The 24,012-nt window shown below is 62.7% G+C and carries 20 protein-coding genes; 10 read left to right on the top strand and 10 right to left on the bottom strand.

The window, feature by feature from the left end; translation table 11 throughout:
• The first annotated feature begins 19 nt into the window (after window positions 1-19).
• Genes LIY36_RS07045 through LIY36_RS07035 form a run of 3 tightly spaced genes read left to right on the top strand, consistent with a single transcriptional unit; the run spans window position 20 to window position 2,594 of the window.
• Window positions 20-334, top strand: a complete 315-nt coding sequence (locus LIY36_RS07045) for an ArsR/SmtB family transcription factor (RefSeq protein WP_192299266.1) — start codon at window positions 20-22, stop codon at window positions 332-334.
• 10 nt (window positions 335-344) lie between these two features.
• The gene (locus tag LIY36_RS07040; RefSeq protein ID WP_226455235.1) at window positions 345-1,511 is read left to right on the top strand and encodes an MFS transporter; all 1,167 of its coding nucleotides are present in this window, start codon (window positions 345-347) and stop codon (window positions 1,509-1,511) included.
• A gap of 27 nt (window positions 1,512-1,538) precedes the next feature.
• Window positions 1,539-2,594: an alkene reductase gene (locus tag LIY36_RS07035; RefSeq protein ID WP_226455234.1), complete on the top strand. Its 1,056-nt coding sequence runs from the start codon at window positions 1,539-1,541 to the stop codon at window positions 2,592-2,594.
• A 234-nt stretch (window positions 2,595-2,828) separates the two neighbouring features.
• On the opposite strand, the gene LIY36_RS07030 is transcribed toward LIY36_RS07035, so the two are convergent.
• The gene (locus LIY36_RS07030; RefSeq protein ID WP_192299269.1) at window positions 2,829-3,461 is read right to left on the bottom strand and encodes a TetR family transcriptional regulator; all 633 of its coding nucleotides are present in this window, start codon (window positions 3,459-3,461) and stop codon (window positions 2,829-2,831) included.
• A gap of 286 nt (window positions 3,462-3,747) precedes the next feature.
• On the opposite strand from LIY36_RS07030, the gene LIY36_RS07025 reads away from it, so the two are divergent.
• From LIY36_RS07025 to LIY36_RS06995, 7 genes are all read left to right on the top strand, one after another.
• Window positions 3,748-4,896 carry an efflux RND transporter periplasmic adaptor subunit gene (locus LIY36_RS07025; protein ID WP_192299270.1) on the top strand — a complete coding sequence of 383 codons (1,149 nt, stop codon included), beginning with the start codon at window positions 3,748-3,750 and terminating at the stop codon, window positions 4,894-4,896.
• A gap of 3 nt (window positions 4,897-4,899) precedes the next feature.
• The gene (locus tag LIY36_RS07020; protein ID WP_192299271.1) at window positions 4,900-8,061 is read left to right on the top strand and encodes an efflux RND transporter permease subunit; all 3,162 of its coding nucleotides are present in this window, start codon (window positions 4,900-4,902) and stop codon (window positions 8,059-8,061) included.
• Window positions 8,058-9,515 carry an AdeC/AdeK/OprM family multidrug efflux complex outer membrane factor gene (adeC, locus tag LIY36_RS07015; protein ID WP_226455233.1) on the top strand — a complete coding sequence of 486 codons (1,458 nt, stop codon included), beginning with the start codon at window positions 8,058-8,060 and terminating at the stop codon, window positions 9,513-9,515. The genes LIY36_RS07020 and adeC overlap by 4 nt, the downstream gene beginning before the upstream one ends.
• Before the next feature lie 309 nt (window positions 9,516-9,824).
• On the top strand, window positions 9,825-11,522 hold the full coding sequence (locus tag LIY36_RS07010; RefSeq protein ID WP_192299273.1) for a molecular chaperone HscC: 1,698 nt from the start codon (window positions 9,825-9,827) through the stop codon (window positions 11,520-11,522).
• A gap of 12 nt (window positions 11,523-11,534) precedes the next feature.
• Window positions 11,535-13,145: a J domain-containing protein gene (locus LIY36_RS07005; RefSeq protein ID WP_226455232.1), complete on the top strand. Its 1,611-nt coding sequence runs from the start codon at window positions 11,535-11,537 to the stop codon at window positions 13,143-13,145.
• Window positions 13,146-13,288: 143 nt separating this feature from the next.
• Window positions 13,289-14,539 carry an OprD family porin gene (locus tag LIY36_RS07000; protein WP_226455231.1) on the top strand — a complete coding sequence of 417 codons (1,251 nt, stop codon included), beginning with the start codon at window positions 13,289-13,291 and terminating at the stop codon, window positions 14,537-14,539.
• An 85-nt stretch (window positions 14,540-14,624) separates the two neighbouring features.
• The gene (locus LIY36_RS06995; RefSeq protein WP_226455230.1) at window positions 14,625-15,524 is read left to right on the top strand and encodes a polysaccharide deacetylase family protein; all 900 of its coding nucleotides are present in this window, start codon (window positions 14,625-14,627) and stop codon (window positions 15,522-15,524) included.
• Between the two features lie 123 nt (window positions 15,525-15,647).
• On the opposite strand, the gene pcaC is transcribed toward LIY36_RS06995, so the two are convergent.
• The 9 genes from pcaC to LIY36_RS06950 form a co-directional block, all read right to left on the bottom strand.
• Complete coding sequence (gene pcaC, locus LIY36_RS06990; protein ID WP_226455229.1) at window positions 15,648-16,046, bottom strand: 4-carboxymuconolactone decarboxylase; 399 nt, start codon at window positions 16,044-16,046, stop codon at window positions 15,648-15,650.
• 10 nt (window positions 16,047-16,056) lie between these two features.
• Entirely contained in the window at window positions 16,057-16,848 is a 792-nt protein-coding gene (pcaD, locus tag LIY36_RS06985) for a 3-oxoadipate enol-lactonase (protein WP_226455228.1), read from the bottom strand.
• 10 nt (window positions 16,849-16,858) lie between these two features.
• Window positions 16,859-18,214, bottom strand: a complete 1,356-nt coding sequence (locus tag LIY36_RS06980; protein WP_226455227.1) for a 3-carboxy-cis,cis-muconate cycloisomerase — start codon at window positions 18,212-18,214, stop codon at window positions 16,859-16,861.
• Between the two features lie 10 nt (window positions 18,215-18,224).
• Window positions 18,225-19,520 (bottom strand): MFS family transporter, encoded by a 1,296-nt coding sequence (locus LIY36_RS06975; protein WP_226455226.1) that lies wholly within the window; start codon window positions 19,518-19,520, stop codon window positions 18,225-18,227.
• 189 nt (window positions 19,521-19,709) lie between these two features.
• The gene (pcaG, locus tag LIY36_RS06970) at window positions 19,710-20,276 is read right to left on the bottom strand and encodes a protocatechuate 3,4-dioxygenase subunit alpha (RefSeq protein WP_192299282.1); all 567 of its coding nucleotides are present in this window, start codon (window positions 20,274-20,276) and stop codon (window positions 19,710-19,712) included.
• Between the two features lies 1 nt (window position 20,277).
• Window positions 20,278-20,982, bottom strand: a complete 705-nt coding sequence (gene pcaH / locus LIY36_RS06965) for a protocatechuate 3,4-dioxygenase subunit beta (protein ID WP_192299283.1) — start codon at window positions 20,980-20,982, stop codon at window positions 20,278-20,280.
• A 17-nt stretch (window positions 20,983-20,999) separates the two neighbouring features.
• Complete coding sequence (gene pcaF, locus LIY36_RS06960; RefSeq protein ID WP_226455439.1) at window positions 21,000-22,202, bottom strand: 3-oxoadipyl-CoA thiolase; 1,203 nt, start codon at window positions 22,200-22,202, stop codon at window positions 21,000-21,002.
• The gene (locus LIY36_RS06955) at window positions 22,199-22,978 is read right to left on the bottom strand and encodes a CoA-transferase subunit beta (protein ID WP_192299284.1); all 780 of its coding nucleotides are present in this window, start codon (window positions 22,976-22,978) and stop codon (window positions 22,199-22,201) included. Before LIY36_RS06955 ends, pcaF begins: the two co-directional genes overlap by 4 nt.
• Window positions 22,978-23,835, bottom strand: coding sequence for a CoA transferase subunit A (locus tag LIY36_RS06950; RefSeq protein WP_226455225.1), 858 nt, complete (start codon window positions 23,833-23,835; stop codon window positions 22,978-22,980). The genes LIY36_RS06955 and LIY36_RS06950 overlap by 1 nt, the downstream gene beginning before the upstream one ends.
• Between the last annotated feature and the right edge of the window lie 177 nt (window positions 23,836-24,012).

Genomic DNA, 24,012 nt, shown 5'->3' with positions numbered 1-24,012 from the left:
AAGACACCGAGCACCTGCCATGTCCATCGACCTCGACGAAATAATAAAAGCCCTGGCGCACCCAGTACGGCGAGACATCCTCAACTGGCTGAAAGACCCGAAAGTGCAATTCCCCGAGCAACTGCACAACCACGAATACGGCATTTGCGCCGGGCAGATCGACCAACGCTGCGGCTTGTCCCAGTCGACCGTGTCGGCCCACCTGGCGACCTTGCAACGCGCGGGTTTGATCAGCAGCCAGAAGGCCGGGCAGTGGCACTTTTTCAAACGCAACGAGGACACCATCCAGGCGTTCCTCGATGCGCTCACTACAGAACTCAGCGCACCGCTGTAAAGGAACCCCAATGCCCCTCTCGCTACTCATACTGGCCCTGAGCGCCTTCGCCATCGGCACCACCGAGTTCGTCATCATGGGCCTGTTGCCCGATGTGGCGGCGGACCTCGGTGTGTCGATCCCCGGCGCCGGTTGGCTGGTCACCGGCTACGCCCTGGGCGTGGCCATTGGCGCGCCGTTCATGGCACTGGCCACCGCCAAGCTGCCGCGCAAGGCCGCCCTGGTAGCGTTGATGGGCATCTTTATTGTCGGCAACCTGCTCTGCGCCCTGGCAAGCGACTACAACGTGCTGATGTTTGCCCGTGTGGTCACCGCGCTGTGCCACGGCGCGTTCTTCGGGATCGGTTCGGTGGTCGCCGCCAACCTGGTGCCGTCCAACAAGCGCGCATCGGCCGTGGCATTGATGTTCAGCGGCTTGACCCTGGCCAACGTGCTGGGCGTACCGTTGGGTACGGCGTTGGGCCAGGCCGCCGGCTGGCGTTCGACGTTCTGGGCGGTGACCGTGATTGGTGTGGTCGCGCTGATCGGCCTGATCCGCTTCCTGCCGGCCAAGCGTGACGAAGAAAAACTCGACATGCGTGCCGAACTGGCGGCCCTTAAAGGTGCTGGTATCTGGTTGTCGCTGACCATGACTGCGCTGTTCTCCGCGTCGATGTTCACCCTCTTCACCTACATCGCGCCGCTGTTGGGCGACGTCACCGGCATCTCGCCCCAAGGCGTGACCTGGACCCTGCTGTTGATCGGCCTGGGCCTGACCCTGGGCAACATCGTCGGCGGCAAGCTGGCGGACAAGCGCCTGGCCGCGACCCTGATCGGCGTGTTCATCAGCATGGCGGTGGTGTCCACCGCGCTGAGCTGGACCAGCATCGCCGTGATCCCGACGGAAATCACCTTGTTCCTGTGGGCCACCGCCGCGTTCGCCGCCGTGCCTGCGTTGCAGATCAACGTCGTGACCTTCGGCAAAGCCGCGCCGAACCTGGTGTCCACCTTGAACATCGGTGCCTTCAACATCGGCAACGCCCTTGGCGCCTGGGTCGGCGGCAGCGTGATCGCCCACGGTTTCGGCCTCACCAGCGTGCCATTGGCCGCCGGTGCCCTGGCGATCCTGGCGCTGCTGGTGACCCTGATTACTTTCCGTCAGAACGGCGATGCCGACCTGGCCCCTGTGACCAACTGATCAACTTCAAAGAGAAGGTGTTTTCCCATGACGACTATTTTCGATCCGATCAAACTGGGCGACCTGGAACTGTCCAACCGCATCATCATGGCGCCGCTGACCCGCTGCCGTGCCGATGAAGGTCGCGTGCCCAACGCGCTGATGGCCGAGTACTACGTGCAACGTGCTTCCGCCGGGCTGATCCTCAGCGAAGCCACCTCCGTGACGCCGCTGGGCGTGGGTTACCCGGACACCCCGGGCATCTGGTCCAACGACCAGGTACGTGGCTGGGCCAACGTCACCAAGGCCGTGCACGCCGCGGGCGGCAAGATCTTCCTGCAACTGTGGCATGTGGGGCGCATCTCCCACCCGTCGTACCTGAACGGCGAAACCCCGGTGGCCCCGAGCGCAATCCAGCCTAAAGGCCATGTCAGCCTGGTGCGCCCACTGGCCGACTACCCGACCCCACGTGCCCTGGAAACCGCGGAAATCGCCGACATCGTCGACGCCTACCGTACCGGCGCCGAGAACGCCAAGGCCGCCGGCTTCGACGGCGTGGAAATCCATGGTGCCAACGGCTACCTGCTCGACCAGTTCCTGCAAAGCAGCACCAACCAGCGCACCGACAACTACGGCGGCTCCCTGGAAAACCGTGCACGCCTGCTGCTGGAAGTGACCGACGCCGCCATTGAGGTCTGGGGCGCAGGACGTGCGGGTGTGCATTTGGCACCACGTGCCGATTCCCACGACATGGGTGACGACAATCTGGCAGAGACCTTCACCTACGTCGCCAGCGAACTGGGCAAGCGTGGCATTGCGTTCATCTGTTCCCGTGAAAAAGAAGGCGCGGACAGCCTCGGCCCACAACTGAAAAAAGCGTTCGGCGGCACCTATATCGCCAACGAACGCTTCACCAAGGACAGCGCCAACGCCTGGCTGGCCTCGGGCAAGGCGGATGCGGTGGCCTTTGGTGTGCCGTTCATTGCCAACCCGGACCTGCCGGCGCGCTTGAAGGCTGATGCGCCGCTGAACGAAGCGAATCCGCAAACCTTCTATGGCAAAGGCCCGGTCGGCTACATCGACTACCCGACCCTCGCGCTGTGATGTAACAAGCTGAAACGAAAAAGCCCCGGCTCGCAGGAACCGGGGCTTTTTCATGGGGGCCAGGAAACATTCCTTCACACCCCTGCAACAAAATCCCTACAAAATACTTAGCCGGCTACCTATCAACCCCCGGCCAGCGCGTATATAAAGTCACCCCACAAATACGGCACAAGGACGATTGACCATCCTTAGGCTTTACTGTTGACACAACCGGATGCAATTACGCATTTTGTCTCAATTGCGCAGGTTGGGGCTCAAGCGCAGCATGTCGAGCCCTATATCAACCCAGCGCTCAGCGTCCTGATGCAGTTGGAAGCTGTCGGGGACCAGCAACCATTGGCCGATCAACCCGTTGATATAGGCATGAATGCACACTGCACCACGGGTGGTGTCGAGGTTTTCCGGCAGTTGACCACGATGCACTGCATTGCGCAGGGTCAAGCCGATACGCAGATTGCACTCCAGGCTGTGAGTCTGGCGTTGACGGCGCATGTCGCACATTTCATCGGTGAATTCGCACTTATGGAACAAGATCTCATTGATGCGCCGGGTTTTCGGGTCAAGGGCCACCTGATGGTACAAGTGAATCAACAGCTTGCGCATGCAGCCCAGCGGGTCGAGTTCATCCTCGCTTTCACTGGCCCGGGCCAGTTCGTCCAGGGGTTCGTGCAGGGTGTCGAGCAACGCCTGGAGCAAATCGGATTTGTTACTGAAATGCCAATAGATGGCACCCCGCGTCACGCCGGCCAGCGCAGCGATATCCGCCAGAGTGGTGCGTGCCACACCGCGCTCATAAAAGGCCTGCTCGGCGGCTTGGAGAATCTGGCTGCGCGTTTCCTGAGCTTCCTCTTTGGTGCGACGAACCATGGCAGTAAAACCTCAATCAGGACACTTGAGACTATCGTTAACGCAGAATTAATAGCCGTTGACGATCATCTGAATATTTGTGGGACGGCACCATCGTGGGTGCCGAACGTAATGAAATCGAGGCTTTGGGCACTGCTTTGTCAACATTACGCGAAGCCTGTCAAGAGTTTACAAACAACCGTGAACGTAAGTATATTGCGTAGCAAGCTACTTATCTACTCACAGCTTGTTTTTCACCCTTCCACATTTCTTGTGCGCATCCTGCGCGCCTGACCCGAGGATCTTCATGCAACTTAAGCCAGCTGTTACCGCTCTGGTCACTGCCGTCGCCCTGGCATCGCTGCTCAGCGGATGTAAAAAGGAAGAAGCGGCTCCGCCCGCCCAAACCCCTCAGGTCGGCGTGGTCACCATTCAACCGCAAGCCTATACCCTGACGTCCGAGCTGCCAGGCCGCACCACCGCCTACCGCATTGCGGAAGTTCGCCCACAGGTCAACGGCATCATTCTCAAGCGCCTGTTCAAGGAAGGCGGCGACGTGAAGGAAGGGCAACAGCTCTACCAGATCGACCCGTCGGTGTATGACGCCACCCTGAAAAGCGCGCAGGCCAGCCTGACCCAGACCAAGTCCATCTCCGATCGCTACAAGCAGTTGGTCGATGAGCAGGCCGTCAGCCGCCAGGAATACGACACCGCCGTCGCCAACCGCATGACCGCGGAAGCCAACGTGCAAACCGCCCAGATCAACGTGCGTTACACCAAAGTGTTCGCTCCGATCTCCGGGCGTATCGGCCGTTCTTCGGTGACCGAAGGCGCGCTGGTCAGCAATGGCCAGACCGATGCCATGGCGGTGATCCAGCAACTGGACCCGATCTACGTCGACGTCACCCAGTCCTCGGCTGAAATGCTGAAACTGCGCCGCGACCTGGAAAGCGGCCAACTGGAAAAAGCCGGTGCCAATGCCGCCAAGGTCAAGCTGACCCTGGAAGACGGTAGCGCGTACGGCCAGGACGGCAAGCTGGAATTCTCCGAAGTGTCGGTTGACCAGACCACCGGTTCGGTAACCCTGCGCGCCGTGTTCCCCAACCCTGACCACACCCTGCTGCCCGGCATGTTCGTTCATGCCCAGTTGCAAGCCGGTGTGAACAGCAAGGCCATCCTGGCGCCACAGCAAGGCGTGACCCGCGACATCAAGGGCATCCCGACGGCATTGGTGGTGAACAAGGACAACAAGGTCGAGCAACGCACCCTGGTTGCCAACCGCACGTCCGGCGCCTACTGGCTGGTGGAAAAAGGCCTCGACGCCGGTGACCGCGTGATCACCGAAGGCTTGCAATTCATCAAGCCGGGCATCGAAGTCAAGGTCAAGGACGCCGACAACGCCAAGCCTGCCGGTTCAGCTCCCGCTCCTGCCGCCGCTGCTGGCCAGGGGGAGTAACCCATGTCGAAATTTTTTATCGACCGTCCCATTTTCGCCTGGGTAATTGCCCTGGTGATCATGCTGGTCGGGGCACTGTCGATCCTGAAGTTGCCCATCAACCAATACCCGGCCATCGCGCCAACCGCCATCGACATCCAGGTGACCTACCCAGGCGCGTCCGCACAAACCGTGCAGGACACCGTGGTGCAGGTCATCGAGCAACAGCTCAACGGTATCGACAACCTGCGTTATGTCGCCTCGGACAGTAACTCCGACGGCAGCATGACCATCACCGCGACGTTCAACCAGGGTACCAACCCGGACATCGCCCAGGTTCAGGTGCAGAACAAGCTGAACCTGGCGACCCCACTGCTGCCGCAAGAAGTGCAGCAGCAGGGTATCCGCGTGACCAAGTCGGTGAAGAACTTCCTGATGGTGATCGGTCTGGTGTCGGAAGACGGCAGCATGACCAAGGACGACCTGTCCAACTACATCGTGTCCAACATCCAGGACCCGATTTCCCGGACGGCGGGTGTCGGTGACTTCCAGGTCTTCGGTTCGCAGTACGCCATGCGTATCTGGCTCGACCCGGCCAAGCTGAACAACTACCAGCTGACCCCGGTAGACGTCAGCAGCGCCATCGCCGCGCAGAACGTACAGGTGGCCACCGGCCAACTGGGCGGCCTGCCTGCCCTGCCCGGCACCCAGCTGAACGCAACCATCATCGGCAAGACCCGCCTGCAAACCGCCGAAGAGTTCGGCAAGATCCTGATGAAGGTCAATGCCGATGGCTCGCAGGTTCGCCTGCGCGACGTTGCGCGTATCGAACTGGGCGGCCAGAACTACAGCATCAGTGCACAGTTCAACGGCAAGCCGGCGTCCGGTATGGCGATCAAGCTCGCCTCGGGTGCCAACGCCCTGGACACCGCCAAGGCCATCCGCGCCACGGTTGCGTCCCTGGAACCGTTCTTCCCGCCAGGCATGAAGGCGGTGGTGCCGTATGACACCACCCCGGTTGTGACCGAATCGATCTCCGGTGTCGTTCACACCCTGGTCGAAGCGATCGTGCTGGTGTTCCTGGTGATGTTCCTGTTCCTGCAGAACTTCCGCGCCACCATCATCACCACCATGACCGTACCGGTGGTATTGCTGGGTACGTTCGGCATCCTCGCGGCGTTCGGCTTCACCATCAACACCCTGACCATGTTCGGCATGATCCTGGCCATCGGCTTGCTGGTGGACGACGCCATCGTCGTGGTGGAGAACGTCGAGCGGGTGATGGCCGAGGAACACTTGTCGCCTAAAGAAGCGACGGTCAAGTCCATGGGCCAGATCCAGGGCGCCCTGGTGGGTATTGCCCTGGTACTCTCGGCGGTACTGCTGCCGATGGCGTTCTTCGGCGGCTCCACAGGTGTGATCTACAAACAGTTCTCCATCACTATCGTTTCGGCGATGGCGTTGTCGGTACTGGTTGCCCTGATCTTCACCCCGGCCTTGTGCGCCACCATGCTCAAGCCGATCGACCCGGAAAAGCACGGCCAACCCAAGCGTGGTTTCTTCGGCTGGTTCAACCGCACCTTCGACCGTGGCGTACTGAGCTACGAGCGCGGCGTGGGCAACATGATCAAGCACAAATTCCCGGCGTTTTTCGTGTACCTGGTCATCGTCCTCGGCATGGTCTGGTTGTTCACCCGCATTCCAAGCGCATTCCTCCCGGAAGAAGACCAGGGCGTGATTTTCGCCCAGGTGCAGACCCCGGTCGGCTCGTCGGCTGAACGCACGCAGAAAGTCATCGACGACATGCGCGCCTTCCTGCTGCACGACAAGGAAGGCGAGCCAGGCGAAGGCAAAGCCGTCAAATCGGTATTTACCGTAAACGGCTTCAACTTCGCCGGCCGTGGCCAGAGCTCGGGCCTCGCGTTCGTGATGCTCAAGCCGTGGGATGAGCGTGATGCTTCGACGTCGGTATTCGAAGTGGCCAAACGTGCCCAGGGCTACTTCTTCGGCGCCTTCAAGGACGCCATGGTGTTCGCCATCGTGCCGCCTTCGGTACTCGAATTGGGTAACGCCACCGGTTTCGACGTGTTCCTGCAAGACCAGGGCGGCGTTGGCCACGAAAAGCTGATGGAAGCGCGCAACCAGTTCCTTGGCATGGCAGCGCAGAGCAAGATCCTTGCTGGCGTGCGTCCCAACGGCGTGAACGATGAGCCGCAGTACGAGCTGACCGTTGACGACGAGAAGGCCAGTGCCCAGGGCATCACGCTGTCGAGCATCAACCAGACCCTGGCGATTGCCCTGGGTGGCAGCTACGTCAACGACTTCATCGACCGTGGTCGGGTGAAGAAGGTGTACGTGCAGGGCGAGGCCGCTGGCCGGATGTCGCCTGAAGACCTGGACAAATGGTTCGTGCGCAGTGACTCCGGGAAGATGGTGCCGATGTCGGCCATTTCCTCGGGCAAGTGGATCTACGGTTCGCCGAAACTCTCGCGCTACAACGGTGTAGCGGCGATGGAAATCCTCGGGACCCCGGCACCGGGCTACAGCACCGGCGATGCCATGGCTGAAGTCGAGCGCATCGCCAAGCAATTGCCGGCGGGTGTCGGCTACGCGTGGACCGGTCTGTCGTACGAAGAGCGTCTGTCCGGCTCCCAGGCGCCGGCGCTGTACGCACTGTCGCTGCTGGTGGTCTTCCTCTGCCTCGCGGCACTGTACGAAAGCTGGTCGATCCCGATTGCGGTGGTGCTGGTCGTACCGCTGGGTGTAGTCGGTGCGTTGATCGCCACGAGCATGCGCGGCTTGTCCAACGACGTGTTCTTCCAGGTGGGCTTGTTGGTGACGGTGGGCCTGGCGGCGAAAAACGCCATCCTGATCGTCGAGTTCGCCAAAGAGTTGCACGAGCAGGGCAAAGGCATTGTCGAGGCTGCCATCGAGGCGTCTCGCATGCGTCTGCGGCCGATCATCATGACCTCCATGGCGTTCATCCTTGGCGTATTGCCGCTGGCGATCTCCTCGGGCGCCGGCTCGGGCAGCCAGCACGCGATTGGTACAGGCGTGATCGGCGGCATGATCACCGCGACTGTTCTGGCGATCTTCTGGGTACCGCTGTTCTTCGCAACCGTGTCCGCCGCGGGCGAGCGTAAAAAGACTGAACCTACTGACATCCATAAAGAGGCTGGCCAATGAGCAAGTCGCTCCTTTCCTTAGCTGTCACGGCATTCGTGCTCAGTGGCTGCTCGCTGATACCTGACTATCAGCGCCCCGAAGCGCCGGTAGCCGCACAGTTCCCGCAGGTGCCGGCGTATTCGTCGGCCCAGGCGCCGAGCCAGGCCGCTGCCGAACAGGGCTGGAAGCAGTTTTTCCATGACCCTGCCCTGCAACAGCTGATCCAGGTTGCCCTGGAGAACAACCGCGACCTGCGTGTCGCGGCCCTGAACATCGACGCCTACGCCGCGCAGTACCGCATCCAGCGTGCCGACCTGTTCCCGGCCGTCTCGGCCACGGGCAGCGGCAGCCGCCAGCGCGTACCGGCACGTGCCTCGCAAACCGGCGAGTCGAGCATCAACAGCTCGTACTCGGCCACCCTCGGGATCAGCGCCTACGAGCTGGACCTGTTCGGCCGTGTGCGCAGCCTGAGCGAGGAAGCCCTGCAGAAGTACTTCGCCACCGAAGAAGCCCGCCGCAGCACGCAGATCAGCCTGGTCGCCAACGTGGCCACGGCCTACGTGACCTGGCAGGCTGATAAAGAGCTGCTCAAGCTGACCCAGGACACCCTCGGTGCCTACGAGCAGAGCTTCAAGCTGACCTCGCGCAGCAACGAAGTCGGTGTGGCCTCGGCCCTCGACCTCAGCCAGGCGCGCACCTCGGTGGAAAACGCCCGGGTTGCCCTGGCGCGTTACACCCGCCAGGTGGCCCAGGACGAAAACAGCCTGACCCTGCTGCTGGGCACGGGCCTGCCGGCGAATCTGGTCAGCAAGCCGCTGTCGGATGACCTGCTCAGCGACGTACCGGCTGGCTTGCCGTCGGACCTGCTGCAACGGCGTCCCGACATCCTGCAAGCCGAGTACAACCTCAAGGCTGCCAACGCCAACATCGGCGCGGCCCGTGCGGCGTTCTTCCCGAGCATCAGCCTGACGGCCAACGCCGGCACCCTGAGCCCGGACTTGGGCGGCCTGTTCAAGGGCGGCTCGGGCACCTGGTCGTTCGCCCCGCAGATCAACATCCCGATCTTCAACGCTGGCAGCCTGCGCGCAAGCCTGGACTACGCGAAGATCCAGAAAGAGATCAACGTGGCGACCTACGAGAAGGCGATCCAGACCGGCTTCCAGGAGGTCTCCGACGGCCTCGCCGCACGTGAGACCTACAAGCGGCAACTGGAGGCCCAGCGTGGTTTCGTCGCCGCCAACCAGGACTACTACCGCCTGGCCGAGCGTCGCTACCGCATTGGTGTCGACAGCAACCTGACCTTCCTCGACGCCCAGCGCCAACTGTTCAGTGCCCAGCAATCGCTGATCACCGACCGCCTGGCGCAGCTCACCAGCGAGGTCAACCTGTACAAGGCCCTCGGCGGTGGCTGGAATGCGCAGACTGCGAAAAACGAGGCGTTGAAAGAAGAAGCACCGGCGCTGAAGCTGTTCTGATCGCACCGCTGTGAACAAACCGCTTCCCTCACCGGAAGCGGTTTTTTTATGCCCTGAATGTGGCGCATGTAGGCGCTGGCTTGTGGAGCCTCGCTTTTGTGGGAGCTGGCTTGCCTGCGATAGCATCGCCGCGGTGCAACTGACACACCGAGGTGCCTGCATCGCAGGCAAGCCAGCGCCCACATTGGTCTAGCGGCGCTTGGTCAAACCCCATCAGCCCCCCCTAAACCCGCCGCCTTGCATTTCGCTTAACCTTTCAGGATAAAATTGGTCACAGATTCTTACAGACCACAGAGGGAGCTTGTCGTAATGATCGTAGGAATCGACCTGGGGACCACCAACAGTCTCGCCGCTGTCTGGCGCGGTGATGCCGCCGAAATGGTGCCCAACGCCCTTGGCGAGTTGCTGACCCCAAGCGTGGTCGGCCTGGATGACCAAGGCCGCATCCTGGTAGGCCAGGCCGCCAAGGAACGCCTGCACACCCACCCGCACCTGACGACCTCGCTGTTCAAGCGCTACATGGGCAGCGCCACCGAAGTGCGCCTGGGCGACCGTTCGTTCCGTCCCGAAGAACTCTCGGCACTGGTGCTCAAAAGCCTCAAGGAAGACATCGAACGCACCTACGGCCACACCGTCACCGACGCCGTGATCAGCGTGCCCGCGTATTTCAGCGACGGCCAGCGCAAAGCCACGCGTATCGCCGGTGAACTGGCCGGGCTCAACGTCGACAAACTGATCAACGAACCGACTGCCGCGGCCCTCGCCTACGGCCTGCACCAGCGCGACAAGGAAACCTCGTTCCTGGTCTTCGACCTCGGCGGCGGCACCTTCGATGTGTCGATCATCGAGCTGTTCGACGGGGTCATGGAAGTGCGCGCCAGCGCCGGCGACAACTTCCTCGGCGGCGAAGACTTCGACACCCTGCTGCTCGAACACTTCGTCGACAGCCAGCGCAACGCCGCCGACTTCCCGCCCACCAGCAGCGTGTTGCACGCCCTGCGCCGCGAAGCCGAGCGCGTGCGCAAAGCCCTGGGCCAGGACGACAGCGCCGAGTTCGCCCTGCGCGTCGACGGCCGCCAATGGGTCAAAACCATCACCCAGCAGGAGCTCGCCAAGCTCTACACGCCGCTGCTCGAACGCCTGCGGGCGCCAATCGAACGGGCCCTGCGCGATGCGCGGATCCGCGTGGGCGACCTCGATGAAATCCTGCTGGTGGGCGGCACCACGCGCATGCCGCTGGTGCGTAAACTCGCCGCCGGTTTGTTCGGGCGCTTCCCCTCCATCAGCCTCGACCCGGACCAGGTGGTCGCCCACGGCGCCGCGATCCAGGCGGCACTCAAGGCACGTTCGGCGGCGCTGGAAGAAGTGGTGCTGACCGACGTCTGCCCCTACACCCTCGGCATCGAAACCTCGCACCAATACGGTGGCCATATCGAAAGCGGCCACTACCTGCCGCTGATCGAACGCAACAGCAGCGTGCCGGTGAGCCGGGTCAAGACCGTCGTGACCCTGCACGACAACCAGAGCCAGGTGCTGCTGAAGATCTACCAGGGCGAAAGCCGGCTGGTCAAAGACAACATCGAACTGGGCCAACTGGACATTGCCGTGCCCAAGCGCAAAGCCGGTGAAGTGTCCCTGGACGTGCGCTTCACCTACGACAACAACGGCCTGCTCGAAGCCCAGGTGAAGATCCCGCTGACCGGCGAGCAGCACTCGCTGGTGATCGAGAACAACCCTGGCGTGTTGAGCCCGGACGAGATCCAGCAACGCCTGCAAGCCTTGGCGCTGCTCAAGGTCCACCCGCGCGACCAGCAGGTCAACACCGTACTCAGCGCCCGCCTCGAACGCCTTTACCAGGAAAACCTCGGCGAGCTGCGCGAACAACTCGGCCATTGGGCCGCGCAGTTCCAGCAGGTGCTCGACACCCAGGACGAACGCCGCATCCGCGAGGCCCGCAGCGAACTGACCCGTCAACTTGAGCAGCTCGACAACGGGTTCTGGCGCTAAGGGAACAACCACATGGATTGTTGGACCGTACTGCAACTGCCGCAAGAGAGCGACGAACGCAGCATCAAACGCACCTATGCGCGGCTGCTCAAAAACTGCCGCCCGGACGATGACGCCGAAGGCTTCCAGCGCCTGCGCGAAGCCTACGAAGAAGCCCTGGCCTACGCACGCTGGCGGGCAGACTGGGAAGAAGAGGCCGAGACCGTACCGGCCGCCGTGGCCGAATCGGCCTACGGCAACGTCAACGACCTCGCCGAACTGATGGACGTCAACGCCCGCCCTCCTGCCCCGCTTGCAACGCCCCGACCCGACCCGGCCCAGGCGCTGATCAACGGCCTCACCCTGCACAACCTGGACGAACGCTGGGCCCAGGCCCAACAACAGGGCTGCACCGAGGCGTTCCAGGCCGGCCTGTTGCGCCACTGCTTCGAAAGCCCAGGCGAGCGCGCCGCGATTACCCGTTGGGCGGTGCAGCATCTTGAATGGCTGACACCCTGGCAACAGGTGGCCATGACCCCGTGGCAGCACGACGCGCTGAGCGGCGAGTTGTTGCAGGATTACCGGCGCACCTTGCAGGAGCTGCTGGAGCAGAAGGCCGAACGCGAGTTCATCACCCAACTCACGCAAGTGACCAGCCAACCCTGGCTGCGGGTGTTCGACCTGCAACAACAGTGGCAACGCATCGTCCTGCACCTGCTGCATGACACCACCTGGAGCGTGCCGCTGTTCGAGCGCGTGTGCCAGGCGTTCGGCTGGGACGACCAGGCCGGCGTGTTCCCGGAACCGGCCTGGATGTGGCGCGAACTGGTCACGCGCTGTGAACAGGAGAGCTTTTTCGAACACTTGCAGGCCAAGGCCGAGGACCGCACCTGGAAATCCGCCGATGCCATGGCGGCGCGCCTGCTGCTGACGCCGATGTCCAAGACCCAGCAAAACTGGATGACGGCGCAGTTCAGCGACAACGACTGGCACGCCTGCCAACAGCTGGCCCAAACCCTCAACTGGCGTTACCCGCAGTTGTTGGAACGCCTGCCCCAGGCCGACGTGTTTTTCTGGCGTAAATTCCTGCCACGCCCGGTGTCCCATCGCAGCTGGATAAGGGTGTGGGGCGGTTTGGCCCTGGCCGCGGCACTGGCCGTCGCGCCCGAGACCAAATCGGAGATGATCACCGAAGCGGTGATGGTGGTGCTGCTGACGCTCATTCCAGCGTTCATCGCTATCCGTTCCACACAGCTATGGGCCGCCCTGACCTCTCGCTTGATCATCCCCGACCTGTGGCTGACAGAGCGCCTGCTGCCCGAACGGTTCAACCCGCATCAGCAGTGGCTGGTATTGCGCCACGGCATCCCGCAATTGGGCATGTTGTGGATGTTTGGCCTGCTGCTGGGGGTGATGGGCATGCTGGGCTACCTGGGAATGATCCTGATCCACCTGCTTCACCGCAGGCGCATCGGCCAACCCAGCGAGAACTTCGAGCAGCTTTACCCGTGGATCAGCGGCCTGCACTGGGCCCACTGGAGTCCGTTGCAGGTGGCATTCCTGGCGGTGATGGTGCCCGCTACGCTGCTGTGCCAGCGCTATTTGCCCGAGATCCCCTGGACCAGCCTGATGCACGTGCTCTAGGCGCATAAACGCCGGGCGCCACTGCCCGGCAACTTGCGTGCGATCACCGCCCACAACCCGCCTCCCCCCGATTGAACCGCCTGCACACCGCCCCGCACCATGGCCCGCACCTGCACACCTCCAATAACAATAGGTTCAACGCCATGAGCACGTTCCACCCTCGCCAGCTGTTGCTGGCTGCCGCCGTCACCAGCCTTGCCTTGCCCGTCGTCGCCGAAGAGCACGGCTTCCTGGAAGACGCCAGCGCCAACCTCAACCTGCGCAATTTCTTCTTCAACCGCAATTACACCAACCCGACCAAGACCCAGGGCGGCGCGCAGGAGTGGACGCAGAGTTTCATCCTCGACGCCAAGTCCGGCTTCACCCAGGGCACGGTGGGTTTCGGGGTGGATGTGCTGGGCATGTATTCGTTGAAGCTCGATGGTGGGCGCGGCACCGGCGGCACCCAGTTGTTGCCACTGGACCACGATGGCCGCCCGGCGGACGAGTTCGGGCGCCTGGGCGTGGCGTTCAAGGCGCGGATCTCGAAGACCGAGCTGAAGGTCGGCGAATGGATGCCGGTACTGCCGATCCTGCGCGCAGACGATGGCCGCTCCCTGCCGCAAACCTTGCGCGGCGGGCAGATCACCTCCAAGGAAATCGACGGCCTGACCCTGTATGGCGGCCAGTTCCGCGCCAACAGCCCGCGTGACGACAGCAGCATGAACGACATGTCGATGGTCGGTAAAACCGCCTTCACGTCCGACCGTTTCAACTTCCAGGGCGGTGAATATGCGTTCAACGACAAGCGCACCCAGGTCGGCCTCTGGAACGCCCAGCTCAAGGACATCTACCGCCAGCAATACGTCAACCTGATCCACAGCCAACCCCTGGGCGACTGGACCCTGGGCGCCAACCTTGGCTTCTTCTACGGCAAGGACGACGGCAGCGCCCGCGCCGGCAGCCTCGACAACAAGACCTGGTCCGGCCTGTTCTCGGCCAAATACGGCGGCAACACCTTCTACGTCGGCCTGCAGAAACTCACCGGCAACAACGCCTGGATGCGCGTCAACGGCACCAGCGGCGGCACCCTGGCCAACGACAGCTACAACTCCAGCTACGACAACGCCCAGGAAAAATCCTGGCAAGTGCGCCACGACTACAACTTCGCCGCCCTCGGCGTGCCGGGCCTGACCCTGATGAACCGCTACATCAGTGGCAGCAACGTGCACACCGGCACCATCACTGACGGCAAGGAGTGGGGCCGCGAAACCGAAGTGGGCTATACCGTGCAAAGCGGTGTGGCCAAAAACCTCAATGTGCGCCTGCGCAACTCCAGCATGCGCCGCGACTACAGCAACAACGAGTTCGATGAAAACCGGTTGATCGTCAGTTACCCGATCAGTCTGCTGTAAACCGTCATCGACCTTGCTGTATGGTGCGCGCCTGCCGCTGCTGAGCTGAATCAGCAGCGGCTTTTTATTCGAGCCCGTGCACACCATGAAATCCTTTGCTTTAGCGTGCGCCCTGCTAGCCCTGGCCCTGAGCCTCAGCGGCTGCATCGGCGCACCCATTGCCCTCACGCCGCAGACCGAGCAACGCCTGCAGAGCATGGCGCCGATCCGCTTCCTGCTGACCTTCGATGACGGCCCCAGCGCCTCGGGCTACAACAACCCGAGCCGTACGGTGATCAACGACCTGGCGCACAACCCGGTGTTACCGGGGATCAAGGCGGTGTTCTTCCTGCAGACCGAATCCTCACGCTCCGGCGGCAGCTCCCGCGGGCGCAAGACCATGGAGCGCGAGTACGCCGGCGGGCATGTCCTGGCCTTCCACACGGCCACAACGTTCCACACCAACCATCGCTGGCTGAACGATACCGAACTGGAAAGCACCCTAACCCAAGGCGCGGCCGACATCGCTTCGATCACAGGCCGCCCGCCCCTGCTGGTACGTCCACCGTTCTGGAACTACGACCGCCGCACCTTCGCCGCCTATCAGCGTCATGGCATGCACGTGCTGCTCACCGACTTGAGCGCCAACGACGGCAAGATCTGGGGTTTCAACGGCAGCCCGCGGCGCCGCGCGAATTTGTATCGCCAACTGTCGGTGGTGCGCGAGCGCATCGCCCTGGGTGAATTGCCGACGGTGGACGGGGTGATTCCAGTGGTGGTGACGTTTCATGACATCAACCGCTATACCGCGCGGCATATGCAGGAGTACTTGCAGATCTTGCTGGACAGCGCACGGATCAACGGCGTGAGGACTGCCGCTGAGCCCTTCTACACCGATACGGCCCAGCTCGAACGCGCCGCGCTGGCCCGCACGGTGAAGGATGTGAGCGAACCGGTGCACCTGCCGGGCGTGTGGAATTGGGTGTGGGACGCGGATTCCCACTGACACACAAAAATCAATGTGGGAGCGGGCTTGCTCGCGAATGCGGTCTGTCAGTACCAGATGTATTGGCTGATCCACCGCATTCGCGAGCAAGCCCGCTCCCACACTTTTTACTGTGTTTCAGGTTCAGGAGGGTTGACGGGATTCCACGCCCAGTTCATCCCACACCGACTCCGCCAAGTGGAACGTCGCATTCGCCGCCGGTATCCCGCAGTAGATCGCGCTCTGCATCAGCACTTCCTTGATCTCGGCACGGCTCACGCCATTGCTGGCAGCTGCACGCAGGTGCAGCTTCAACTCGTCATTGCGGTTCATGCCGATCAGCATCGCAATGGTGATCAGGCTGCGGGTGTGCCGAGGCAGGCCCGGACGGGTCCAGATGTCACCCCAGGCGTGGCGGGTGATCATGTCCTGGAACTCGCTGTTGAACTCGGTCAAGGCATTGAGGCTGCGATCGACATGGGCGTCGCCCAGCACTTCGCGGCGCACTTGCAGGCCGTCGGCGTAACGTTGTTTCTCGTCCACAAAAGACTCCTCAGTGGGCCAGCAAAAATTCGACAACCCGGTCGCTGAACGCTGCGCCGGCCTGCACATTGGACAGGTGCGCCGCATAGAACTCGGCGTATTCGGCACCCTGCACATGGTTCTGGATAAAGCGGCTGCCCTCTGGTGGCGTAACAGCGTCGTCGGTACCGGCAATCACCAGGGTCGGGGCCTTGATCAACGCCAGTTGCTCGCGAAAATCCGCATCGCGCACGGCGGCGCAGTTGGCGGCATAACCTTCGGGGGATGTGGCGGCCAGCATGTCGGTGATCTGCTTGGCCTGGTGCGGGTTGGCCGCCGCAAAGTCGGCAGTGAACCAGCGCGCAATCGACGCATCACGCAGGGCGACCATTGCCGCCGTGCCGTCGCGCAGGACCATCTCGATACGCGGGTTCCAGATCTGCGGCGTGCCGATCTTGGCAGCGGTGTTGCACAGCACCAGGCGATGCAGGCGCTCCCCCGCATGGATGCCCAGCCACTGGCCAATCAAGCCGCCCATGGACAAGCCACAGAAATGCGCGCGTTGGATATCCAGCGCATCCAACAGCGCGATCACGTCGCGGCCCAGTTGCTCGATGCTATAGGGCCCTGGCGTGACCAGGGATTTGCCATGGCCACGGGTATCAAAGCGCAGCACACGAAAATGCTCGGTGAACGCCGGGATCTGGATGTCCCACATGTGCAGGTCAGTCCCCAGGGAGTTGGACAACACCAAGACCGGCGCGCCCACGGGGCCGTCCAGTTGGTAATGCAGTTCGCCATCGGCGAGTTGTACAAAGGCCACGGTGGTCTCCTCAAGAGAAATGTTCGGTTACGGCGCGGCTGACCCACGTGTGGGCCAGCCCCAGGTAATGGGCAGGGTCGAGCAGGCGGTCGAGTTCGGCCGCTGACAGTTCGGCGGTGACCTGGGGTTCGTCCGCTAGCACCGCACGCAAGTGCCGCCCTTCGGCGACCGCGCGTTTGCAGCAGTGCTCCAGCAGATGGTGTGCGGTCTCACGGCCCAGGCGCTGGGCGAGCACGATGCTCACGGCTTCGGCCAACACCAGGCCTTGGGTCAGATCGAGGTTTTGCGTCATGCGCTCAGGATCGACCTCCAAACCTTCACTCACCAGCAACGCCTGTTGCAGCGCGCCGGACACCAGCCGGCAGATCTCCGGCAGGGTTTCCCATTCGGCATGCCACAGGCCCAGGCTGCGCTCGTGTTCCTGAGGCATGGCGCTGAACATCGTCGCCACCAGCCCGGGCACACGGGTGGCGGCGCTGATCAGCACGGCAGCGCCCACCGGGTTGCGTTTGTGCGGCATGGTGGACGAGCCACCTTTGCCCGGCGCGGAGGGCTCGAACACCTCGGCCGCTTCGGTCTGCATCAACAGGCTGAAGTCGCGCCCCAGTTTGCCCAGGCTGCCGGCGATCAGGCCCAGCACGCTGGCAAACTCCACCAGGCGATCGCGCTGGGTGTGCCAGGGTTGTTCGGGCAGGCTCAGTTGCAACTCATCGGCCAGGGCTTGTGCCACCGGCAGTGCCTGCTCGCCAAGCGCCGCCAACGTGCCGGAGGCGCCACCAAACTGCAGCACCAGCAAACGCGGTTTCAATTCGGCCAGGCGTTGCCGGCTACGGGTCACCGCCCCCAGCCAACCGGCGATTTTCATCCCCAGCGTGACCGGCGTCGCATGCTGCAACCAGGTGCGCCCGGCCAGTGGCACGTCGGCATAGCGCTGGGCCTGGGCGGCCAGAATATCGCCCAGGCGCGCCAGGTCCGTTTCGATCAGCGTCAGCGCCTGGCGCAGTTGCAGCACCAGGCCGCTGTCCATCACATCCTGGCTGGTGGCGCCCAGGTGTACATAACGCTCGGCACCGGCGTCTTCACTGGCGATCAACTTACCCAGGGCCTTCACCAGCGGAATCGCCGAGTTGCCCGCCGTGGCAATCGCCACGCCGAGGGCATCGACGTCGTACAGCGAGGCCAGGCACGCCTGGGCAATCGGCGCAACGGCGGCCTGCGGGATCAACCCGACCTTCGCCTCGGCCCGGGCCAACGCAGCCTCGAAATCCAGCATGCCCTGCAAGCGTCCTCTGTCGCAGAACACCTCGGCCATGCTGCTCGCCGTGAAGTAAGCGTCGAACAGTTGATTGCTCGTGCGCAATGTCATAACCCGTCCCTTACAGATCGTGGTGCAGATACGCCGCCTGTTTCGGCAAGCGCAAGCTGAACAGGAAAGCGATTGCCATCATCGCCGTGACGTACCAATAAAAGCTGTTTTCCATGCCGATGGATTTGAGGCTCAGCGCGACGAATTCCGCCGAGCCGCCAAAGATCGCATTGGCCACCGCATACGCCAGGCCTACGCCCAACGCACGCACCTGGGGCGGGAACATTTCCGCTTTGACCAGACCGCTGATGGAGGTGTAGAAGCTGACGATCGCCAGCGCCAGGGTGATCAGCACAAAGGCCAGGAACGGGCTGCTGACGGTTTTCAGGGTGAGCAGGATCGGCACGGTGAACAAGGTGCCAAGGCCGGCAAACCAGAGCATCGAGTTACGGCGGCCGATCCTGTCTGCCAGCATGCCAAACACCGGCTGCATGCACATATACAGGAACAGCGCGCCGGTCATGATGTAGCTCGACGTCTTGGCGTGCATGCCGACCGTGTTCACCAGGTACTTCTGCATGTAGGTGGTGAAGGTATAGAAAATCAGCGAGCCGCCAGCGGTGTAGCCCAGCACCGTGATAAACGCCGCCTTATGGTCGCGAAACAAGGCGGCAATGCTGCCGGCGTCCTTGTCTTCGCGCATTTCCTTGCTGGTGGTTTCTTTCAAGGTGCGGCGCAGCAGCAACGAGATCACCGCCGCAACGGCGCCGATCACAAACGGAATCCGCCAGCCCCAGGCACGCAACTCTTCCTCAGTGAGGATCTGTTGCAGGATCACCACCACCAGCACCGCCAGCAGTTGACCGCCGATCAGGGTCACGTATTGGAAGGAGGCAAAGAACCCGCGCTGGCCCTTGAGCGCGACTTCACTCATGTAGGTCGCGGTGGTGCCGTACTCGCCGCCCACGGACAAACCCTGGAACAGCCGCGCGATCAACAGAAGGATCGGCGCCCACACGCCGATGTCGTTGTAGGTGGGCAAAAACGCGATGACCAGGGAGCCGGCGCACATCATCAGCACCGAGATCATCATCGAGTTCTTGCGCCCGTGTTTGTCGGCCACGCGACCGAACAGCCAGCCGCCGATGGGGCGCATCAGGAAGCCGGCAGCAAACACGCCAGCGGTGTTGACCAGTTGCACCGTGGGGTTGTCCGAAGGGAAGAAGGCCGGGGCAAAGTAGATGGCGCAGAAGGCGTAGACGTAGAAGTCGAACCATTCGACGAGGTTGCCGGAGGAAGCACCGACAATCGCAAAAATCCGTTTGCTGCGTTCTTCTCCGGTGTAGTGACTGGTGGTTGTTGTCATGATTTTTCACTCAGTGGGAACGGTTATAGCCTAGACATACTTTGCAACAAGCTCGTTCCACAACAAGACCTTTAGAGGTGGGGTGGCCGAACCGGCCCTATCGCAGGCAAGCCAGCTCCCACCTTTGACGGTGTTCACACATCAAGATGTGGGAGCTGGCTTGCCTGCGATGAGGCCCTCAAGACCACTTCAATAATCGAAGAACACCGTCTCCTTGTCGGTCCCCTGCAAAATCACATTCCACTGATGCACACCCTCCGCATCCTGCTTGGCAATCAAAGTCTCACGCCGCTCAGCAGGTACACACGCCAACAACGGGTCATCCCCATTCATTGGCTCGCCCTCAAAGTAGATCCGCGTAAGCAAGTGCTTCACCAGGCCCCGCGCAAACACCAGCACCACCAGGTGCGGCGCCTGGGTCGTGCCCTTGAGCCCCGGCACTGCGCCCGGTTTGATGGTGGTAAAGCGAAACCGCCCTTCCCCATCCACGGGTACGCGGCCGAAGCCTTCGAAGTTCGGGTCGACGGCCTTGTCCTGCTCGTCTTCCGGGTGGTCGTACTTGCCGGCGGCGTTGGCCTGCCAGACTTCCAACATAGCGTCGTTGACGACTTCACCGTTGCCGTCCAGCACTTGCCCGCTGATTGCCACGCGTTCGCCGAGGGTGGCGGCGGTGGTCAGGTCTTCGCGGTTCAGCCAGGTCAGGCCGATGTGGTAATACGGCCCGACGGTGTGGGACGTGGTCGCGTTGAGTGTCATCTCATTTCTCCATCGGCGTGGCGTCGCGGCCGCGCAGGACGATGTCCCAGCGGTAGCCGAGGGCATAGGAAGGAATGGTTTTTTCCAGGTCGAAACGGGCGATCAAGCGTTCCTTGGCGCGGGTGTCCGGCACGCAGTTGTAGATCGGGTCGTATTCCAGCAGCGGGTCGCCGGGGAAGTACATCTGCGTGACCAGGCGCGTCAGCACGCTGGGACCGAACAGCGAAAAGTGGATATGCGCCGGGCGCCACGCGTTGTGGTGGTTGCCCCACGGGTAGGCGCCGGGCTTGATGGTCTGGAACTGATACCAGCCATCGGCATCGGTGACGGTACGGCCGGTGCCGGTGAAATTCGGGTCCAGCGGCGCGTCATGCAGGTCGCGCTTATGGTTGTAGCGCCCGGCGGCGTTGGCCTGCCAGATTTCCACCAGAATGCCCGGCACAGGCAGGCCGTTTTCGTCGAGCACGCGGCCGTGAATGATGATGCGTTCGCCCTGGGGCTCGCCGTCATGTTGGGCGGTCAGGTCGTTGTCCTTCGCGTTGATCCGCTCGGCGCCGATGGTCGGGCCGGTGATTTCCGACAAGGAATGGGGCAGAAACACCAACGGCTGGGACGGCGAACGGACGTTCGTCGACTGGTAGGCCGGGTGCAGGTAATCAGGTTGAGTGCCCGCTTGCGGGCGCCGGTATCCAGGCTTGTCACTCATGGTGCAGTCCTCTTTTATTAGATGCGTTCAATCGCCAGGGCCAAGCCTTGGCCGACGCCCACGCACATGGTCGCCAGGCCTTTGCGGCCGCCGGTTTTTTCCAATTGATGCAAAGCCGTCAGTACCAGGCGCGCGCCGCTCATGCCCAGGGGATGGCCGAGGGCGATGGCGCCGCCATTCGGGTTGACCTGCGGCGCATCGTCGGCAATGCCCAGTTCACGCAGTACCGCCAAGCCTTGGCTGGCGAAAGCTTCGTTGAGTTCGATGACATCAAAGTCGGTGACCGCCAAACCGAGGCGCGCCACTAACTTGCGTACCGCTGGCACCGGGCCGATCCCCATTACACGCGGCGCGACACCGGCGCTGGCCATGCCCAGGACGCGGGCGCGGGCAGTCAGGCCGTGTTTTTGCACGGCCTCGGCGCTGGCCAGGATCAAGGCGGCGGCACCGTCATTCACACCGGAAGCATTGCCGGCGGTGACGGTTTTGTCCGGGCCGTTCACGGGTTTGAGCTTGGCCAGGGCTTCCAGGGTGGTGTCCCGTGGATGCTCATCGTGTTCTACCAGCGTCTCGCCTTTTTTATGGGCGACCCGTACCGGCACGATTTCTTCGGCGAAGAACCCGGCGGCTTGTGCGGCGGCGGTGCGTTGCTGGCTGCGCAGGGCGAAGGCGTCCTGGTCGACGCGGGAAACCTGGTAGTCATCGGCAACGTTGTCGGCGGTCTGCGGCATCGCATCCACGCCGTACTGGGCCTTCATCAGCGGGTTGATAAAACGCCAGCCGATGGTGGTGTCTTCCAGTTTCATCGTGCGTGAGAACGCCGCGTCGGCCTTGCCCATCACGAACGGCGCCCGGGACATCGACTCGACGCCGCCGGCAATCGCCAGCTCCATTTCGCCACTGGCGATCGCACGGAACGCGGTGCCGATGGCGTCCATGCCCGAGGCGCACAATCGGTTGAGGGTCACGCCGGGAATACTCTCCGGCAGGCCCGCGAGCAACAGCGCCATGCGCGCGACGTTGCGGTTGTCTTCACCGGCCTGGTTGGCGCAGCCGAGAAATACTTCGTCGACGGCATTCCAATCCACCGACGGGTTGCGCTCGATCAGCGCCTTGATCGGCAACGCCGCCAGGTCATCGGCGCGTACCGTGGCCAGGCCACCGCCGAACCGGCCGATGGGCGTGCGGATCGCGTCACAGATAAATACGTCACGCATCAGGCTTCTCCAGGCGCTTGGCCGTGGGCGGCCGCCGTGCGCGCTTCGAGGTCACGCAGGGCGCTCAGTTCCAGGTCGGTCGGTGCGGCGGTGGTGCTGACCTGGTCGGCAAACCGAATTGCCCAACCAGTGGCAGCCACTACTTGCTCGCGGGTCACGCCGGGGTGCAGCGCGGTGACCACAAACTCATGGGTGCCCGCTTCCGGTTCCATGATGCACAGGTCGGTAATAATCCCGACAGGACCGGCGCCCGGCAGGCCCAGACGCTTGCGCGAATCGCCGCCCTCGCCGTGGCCGACCGAGGTGATGAAGTCCAGCTTGTCGACAAACGAACGCGCCGATTGTTTGAGGATGATCAGCACGCTCTTGGCCGAGCCGGCAATTTCCGGTGCGCCACCGGCACCCGGCAGGCGCACTTTGGGCTGGTGGTAGTCACCGACCACGGTGGTGTTGATGTTGCCGAAGCGGTCAACCTGCGCTGCGCCGAGAAAGCCGACGTCGATGCGCCCGCCTTGCAGCCAGTAGCGAAAGATCTCACCCGTGGGCACGACGGTGTCGGCGGTTTCCGCCAGCTCGCCATCACCGATGGACAGCGGCAACACGCTCGGCTTGGCGCCAATCGGGCCGGACTCGTAGATCAGCACCACGTCCGGCGAGGAGGTCAGGCGCGCCAGGTTGGCAGCCTTGGACGGCAAGCCGATGCCGACGAAACACACGGAGCCGTTCTGGAGACGGCGCGCGGCAGCGACGGTCATCATTTCATTGGTCGAGTAAGCCATTACTGGGCCTCCTGCTGTGTGGTCAGCTTGGCCTGGAATTCACTGAAGTCGGCAGTGCCGTGGATGTATTCATCGATCCAGGCGGTAAAGGTCTCGCGGTCACGGGCGATGGGGTCCCACGCCTGGTAGAAACGGTTGTCGCGCTCGTTGTAGCCGTGGGCGTAGGACGGATGCGCGCCACCGGGTACATGGCACACGGCCGTCAGGGCCCAGGTCGGCAATACGCAGCTGTTCATCGGTGCATTCAGGTCATCGACGATTTCTTCCACGGTGACGATGCAGCGCTGGGCCGCCAGGGCCGCCTCCTTCTGCACACCGAGAATGCCCCAGAGCAGCACGTTGCCCTTGCGGTCGGCCTTTTGCGCGTGGATCACGGTCACGTCCGGGCGCACCGACGGCACCGCCGCCAGCACTTCGCCGGTGAACGGGCACGTCACGCTCTTGATCAGCGGGTTGACCTTGGGCAGGTCGGAACCGGCGTAGGCACGCAGCACCGCGAACGGCAGGCCGGAAGCACCGGCGACGTAGGCATTGGCCAGGTCGGCGTGGCTGTGTTCTTCGATCTCCAGCGGTTGCGGCCATTGCTTCTCGACCGCGTCGCGCAGGCGGTGCAGGGAACCCACGCCCGGGTTGCCGCCCCAGGAGAAAATCAGCTTGCGGGCGCAACCGGCACCGATCAATTGGTCGTAGACCAAGTCAGGGGTCATACGCACCAGCGTCAGGTCTTTCTTGCCCTGACGAATGATTTCATGACCCGCTGCCGTAGGGATCAGGTGGGTAAAACCTTCGAGTGCAACGGTATCGCCGTCGTTCACGAAGCGCTTTACCGCGTCGGTCAGGGTGAGCATTTCAGCCATGGGGTTGGGCTCCCGGTGTGGATCAAAAAAGGCGCGGAGGTGGCGCCGAAGTGCTTTGAAGGTTAAGTCGGGGGAATGCGCCAAACAATCCGATAATCGACTCAGTGTTCGATTATCGAACCGATTGTTGTCTAGCTAATCTTTTCTCCATGCAGGCCTAAAGTGGGCACGGCCCCC

Source organism: Pseudomonas sp. AF03-9 (assembly GCF_020515815.1).
Lineage (GTDB): Bacteria > Pseudomonadota > Gammaproteobacteria > Pseudomonadales > Pseudomonadaceae > Aquipseudomonas.
This window is presented reverse-complemented; position numbering and strand designations above follow the sequence as displayed.